The sequence below is a fragment of the Sulfurivirga sp. genome (assembly GCF_015490265.1).
In the GTDB taxonomy this organism is placed as follows: Bacteria; Pseudomonadota; Gammaproteobacteria; order Thiomicrospirales; family Thiomicrospiraceae; genus Sulfurivirga.
Genome location: NZ_WFYD01000107.1, coordinates 1 through 4,410, shown reverse-complemented (window position 1 = coordinate 4,410; position 4,410 = coordinate 1). Strand labels below are relative to the sequence as shown.

The following is a 4,410-nucleotide window of genomic DNA, read 5'->3' as shown; positions in this document are numbered from 1 at the left end:
TTGTAAGCGGTTGGCCTGTCAACAAAACCGTGTCCTGTTAGTCTGATCGGCCCGTCACAGTGACTCGGATCGGGCCGGCGCGAAATTCTGTGTTCAAGTCGGCGTTGCCAGCCAGCGTCTTATCCCGTTTCGGGCGCGCTGGCGAATCGTCTTGCGATTCGGTATGCCTGTCTGCCGGTTTGTGCACCCGACCGCCGTTTCGGCGGTTTCTTGCTTCAAATCGTTTCGGTTTCCGTCATCGCTGCGCCGGCATGTTTCGGGCGCAGCCGCTTCATCTTGCATGCCTGAAGACGGAATGCCGACAAAATATAGCACGCTCAAGGAGTTGCCGCAAATGTCCGGTGAATCTGTCCTGCGGTGACGGGTGCGCCGGACGGACGGCTGACGTAAACTACGCGCCATGCGGAACTCGGCCCCATCGAAGGTCCGCCTGGTCACGGTGTCCGAAGAGGATGCCGGCCAGCGGCTGGACAACTTTCTCATGCGCCAGTTGCGCCGGGTGCCCCGTGCGCTCGTCTACCGCATCGTGCGCAAGGGCCAGGTGCGTGTCAATAAGAAGCGCGCCCGGGTCAGCGACCGCCTGCGGGTGGGGGATGTGGTGCGCATTCCGCCCGTGCAGCAGGCGGCGCCGGCACCGCAGCGGGCGTTCGATGAGGCTGCGCGGACGCGTTTCGAGGCGCTGGTGCTTTATGAAGACAACGATCTGATGGCGCTCAACAAGCCCTCGGGCATGGCGGTGCATGGCGGCAGCGGGCTGAGCTGGGGGCTGATCGAGCTGGCCCGTGCGGCGCGTCCCAGGGCGCGTCGTCTTGAGCTGGTGCACCGGCTTGACCGGGACACGTCCGGAATCATCCTGTTGGCCAAGAAGGCGTCCGTGCTCAAGGCGTTGCATGCGCAGGTGCGAGAGCATCGCTTGAAAAAGATCTATCAGGCGCTGGTGGCGGGGCGTTGGCCCCGTGGATGCGCGCTGGTGGACGCGCCGCTGCTGAAGAACACCCTGCAGTCGGGTGAGCGGATAGTGCGGGTCTCGTCCGAAGGCAAACCCTCACGCAGCCGGTTCCGGGTGCTGGCAGCCTGTGAGCGGGTCAGCCGGATTGAGGTACGCATCGAGACGGGGCGCACCCATCAGATCCGCGTACACACGCTCCATGCCGGGCATCCGGTGCTGGGTGATGAGAAGTACGGTGATGCCGGGGCCAACCGGCAGGCGCGCGCCTGTGGCCTGCGTCGGCTGGCGCTGCATGCCTGGCGGTTGGGGTTCGAGCATCCGGCCACGGGGCAGTGGCTGGAGCTGGAGGCGCCCGTGCCGCAACTGTTTACGGAGGTTTTTGAGTGTCTGTGTCAGCAGAAAAGTGCTACCGGCTGATCATCTTTGACTGGGATGGCACGCTGATGGATTCCGAGCGTCGCATCGTGGACGCCATCCAGCATGCGGCCCGTGAAGCGGGGCTGCCGGTGCTGGATGAGAAGACCAGCGCCAGCATCATCGGTCTCAGCCTGACCCGGGCCATCGAGCAGCTCTATCCCCGAGCCACCCCTGAGCAGGTGGAGGCCATGGCGGCAGCCTACTCCCGCCACTTTCTACAGGAGTCCGACATCCCCATGCGCCCCTTTGATGGCGCGGAGGCGTTGCTGCGGGATCTGAAAGCGGCCGGCGCCATGCTGGCCATCGCCACCGGCAAGAGCCGGCGCGGGCTGGATCAGATTCTGCCTGAAAGCGGCCTGGCGCACTATTTTGACGTGACACGCACGCCGGTGGAGGCGGCCTCCAAACCGGATCCGCTGATGCTGGAGCAGATTCTGCAGGAAACGGGGGTGCCAGTTGAGCAGGCGCTGATGGTGGGGGATACCACCTTTGACATGGAAATGGCGCGCAATGCCGGCATGGACCGGGTGGCGGTCAGCTTCGGCGTGCACGATCATGCCGAACTGGACGCCTTTGGGCCGCTGGCCCATTTCCACCATCTGGACGAACTGCGTCAGTGGCTGCTGCCACGGGTCTGCCAGGGGAAGGGGTAGTCCAGTTCGGCCAGCAGGTCCACCAGTTTCAGCAGTGGCAGGCCGATCAGGGCGGCGGGGTCGTCGTTTTCGATGCGCTCGATCAGCAGCGCACCCAGTCCTTCCGATTTGATGGCGCCGGCGCAGTTGTAGGGCTGTTCCCTTTTCAGATACCAGTCGATCAGCGCATCGTCCAGGACGCGGAAACGGGTCACGCTCCGGTCCATGGTCTCCACGCAGTGGCCGGCGTGGCAGACGCACAGTCCGGTGTGGAAGGTGACCGTGCGACCGGAAAGGTGGCGCAGCTGCTCAAAGGCGCGCGCGTAGCTGCCGGGCTTGTGCAGGATCACCCCGTCCACCTCGGCGCTCTGGTCGGAGCCGATGACGAAGGCATCGGGATGGTGGCGTGCCACCGCTTCGGCCTTGGCACGACTGAGGCGGCGCACCCTCTCCGCCACCGTTTCATCGGGCAGTGGCGCTTCGTCCACCTCGGGTGAGATGGTCTCAAAAGGCAGCTGCAGTCGCTCCAGCAGCATGCGGCGCCAGGGCGATGTGGATGCGAGAATCAGCATGTAAAACTCCACAACTTGCTGTTATAATTGACAGCTTAACAAAATTCGGGCATGTGATATGGCCAAGCCGATGCCGGACTGGATCGAGCCGGAGCAGGCGGCCCGGCAGAACAGGCAGTATCAGCTGTCGCTTGATGTGCGGCAGTTTCCTCGGCTGATGGCGGCGCTGGATGACCGCCTGCCGCCATCGCCGATCGAGATGACGCTGCGCTTCTTCATGGAGCCTGAGAGTCGCCGGCCCGCTTTCGAGCTGACCATGCAGGGCGACATGCCGCTGCAGTGTCAGCGGACACTGGATGCCTACCGGCAGCCGGTGGATGAGAAGCTCACGGCGGTGTTTGTGGCCAGCGAGGGCGAGGCCGAATGGGTGCCGGAAGCCTATGATGCCTGGCTGCTGGATGCGGGTGAGCGCATCAATCCGTGGCGGCTGATCGAGGATGAGCTGCTGCTGGCCATTCCCATGGTGCCCAGGCAGCCCGGTGAACCGCTGGTTTGGCAGGATCACGACAGGACACCCGCACCTGTGGCTGACGAAGAGAACCCGTTCGCGGTGCTGGCGGCGCTGCGCAGCGGTAATGATGAAGAACCGAAACACTGAATGCTGACTCAAGGAGAAGACCATGGCTGTTCAACAGAACCGCAAGACCCCTTCCAAGCGCGGCATGCGCCGCTCCCACGACGCCATCAGTGGACCCAAGCTGAGCGTCGATCCCACCACCGGTGAGCTGCACCGTCGTCACCATGTGACCGCGGACGGCTACTACAAGGGCAAGAAGGTCATCAACAAGTAAAGCTGACCGGCCTTGAAAATCGCAATAGATGCCATGAGCGGGGACCACGGCCTTTCGGTTACGGTCCCCGCCGCGTTAAAGGCGCTGGAAACCTGGCAGGATCTCGAGCTGCTGCTGGTCGGTGACGAGCAGGCGCTGCGCCAGGCGGTGGGTGAGCAGGGCGCGCATCCCCGACTTGCCATCATCCACGCCGATGAGGTGGTGGAGATGGATGATCTGCCTTCCCGGGCTCTGCGCCAGAAGCGCAAGTCTTCCATGCGCATCGCGCTCAATCTGGTCAAGTCCGGCGAGGCGGACGCCTGTGTCAGTGCCGGCAACACCGGCGCGCTGATGGCCATGTCCAAGTTCGTGCTGAAAACGCTGCCGGGCATTGAGCGTCCGGCCATCTGCACCGCCATGCCGACCCAGACAGGGCATGTGCACATGCTGGATCTGGGGGCCAATGTGGGTGTGGATGGTGAGAATCTGGTCCAGTTCGCCCTGATGGGTTCCGTGCTGGCCAGCGAGCTGGACGACAACGATGCGCCGAAAGTCGGTCTGCTCAATATCGGCGAGGAGGAGATCAAGGGACCGGAGCGCATCCGCTACGCCCACCGCCTGCTGGTGCGCGCGCCGCTCAACTATATCGGTTATGTGGAAGGGGATGACATCTTCAGGGGCGAGGTGGATGTGGTCGTCTGCGACGGTTTCGACGGCAACATCGCCCTCAAGGCTTCGGAAGGTGTGGCCAAGATGATCTCATTCCACCTCAAGAAGGCTTTCAACCGCAACCTGTTCACCCGTCTGGCCGGACTGGTGGCTCTGCCGGTGCTCAGACAGCTGCGCCAGACCATGGATCCGCGCCGCTACAACGGGGCCAGCCTGTTGGGGCTGCGCAAGATCGTCATCAAGAGCCACGGCGGTGCCGACACCTTTGCCTTCTTTCATGCCATCGGTCAGGCGCGCCGAGAAGTGGCGAAGAACATTCCGGAGCGCATCAGCCAGCGACTGGGCGAGCTGATGGACGCCATCGAACAGAATCAGGACTGTGTGGATGAACCCGAACACGC

The 4,410-nt window shown here is 63.5% G+C and carries 6 protein-coding genes; 5 read left to right on the top strand and 1 reads right to left on the bottom strand.

Going from position 1 to position 4,410, the window contains the following annotated elements; genetic code table 11:
- Positions 1-400: 400 nt before the first annotated feature.
- Positions 401-1,366 (top strand): 23S rRNA pseudouridine(955/2504/2580) synthase RluC, encoded by a 966-nt coding sequence (gene rluC / locus F8K16_RS07105; protein ID WP_294948688.1) that lies wholly within the window; start codon positions 401-403, stop codon positions 1,364-1,366.
- Positions 1,333-2,019, top strand: a complete 687-nt coding sequence (locus F8K16_RS07100; RefSeq protein ID WP_294948686.1) for an HAD-IA family hydrolase — start codon at positions 1,333-1,335, stop codon at positions 2,017-2,019. The genes rluC and F8K16_RS07100 overlap by 34 nt, the downstream gene beginning before the upstream one ends.
- Here F8K16_RS07100 and F8K16_RS07095 read toward each other — a convergent pair.
- On the bottom strand, positions 1,980-2,570 hold the full coding sequence (locus F8K16_RS07095) for a nucleoside triphosphate pyrophosphatase (protein WP_294948684.1): 591 nt from the start codon (positions 2,568-2,570) through the stop codon (positions 1,980-1,982). The genes F8K16_RS07100 and F8K16_RS07095 overlap by 40 nt on opposite strands.
- Before the next feature lie 58 nt (positions 2,571-2,628).
- Here F8K16_RS07095 and F8K16_RS07090 point away from each other — a divergent pair, with 58 nt between their 5' ends.
- The 3 genes from F8K16_RS07090 to plsX all read left to right on the top strand — a co-directional run.
- The gene (locus F8K16_RS07090; RefSeq protein WP_294948682.1) at positions 2,629-3,168 is read left to right on the top strand and encodes a YceD family protein; all 540 of its coding nucleotides are present in this window, start codon (positions 2,629-2,631) and stop codon (positions 3,166-3,168) included.
- A gap of 22 nt (positions 3,169-3,190) precedes the next feature.
- Positions 3,191-3,361, top strand: a complete 171-nt coding sequence (rpmF, locus tag F8K16_RS07085; protein WP_294948680.1) for a 50S ribosomal protein L32 — start codon at positions 3,191-3,193, stop codon at positions 3,359-3,361.
- Between the two features lie 33 nt (positions 3,362-3,394).
- On the top strand, positions 3,395-4,410 hold a 1,016-nt coding region (gene plsX / locus F8K16_RS07080; protein WP_294948678.1), incomplete at its 3' end, for a phosphate acyltransferase PlsX.

Excerpts from the sequence above, each read along its gene's own strand:
- rluC (WP_294948688.1), top strand. The coding sequence starts at position 401 with ATGCGGAACTCGGCCCCATCGAAGGTCCGCCTGGTCACGGTGTCCGAA.
- F8K16_RS07095 (WP_294948684.1), bottom strand. The coding sequence starts at position 2,570 with ATGCTGATTCTCGCATCCACATCGCCCTGGCGCCGCATGCTGCTGGAG.
- rpmF (WP_294948680.1), top strand. The coding sequence starts at position 3,191 with ATGGCTGTTCAACAGAACCGCAAGACCCCTTCCAAGCGCGGCATGCGC.
- F8K16_RS07090 (WP_294948682.1), top strand. The coding sequence starts at position 2,629 with ATGGCCAAGCCGATGCCGGACTGGATCGAGCCGGAGCAGGCGGCCCGG.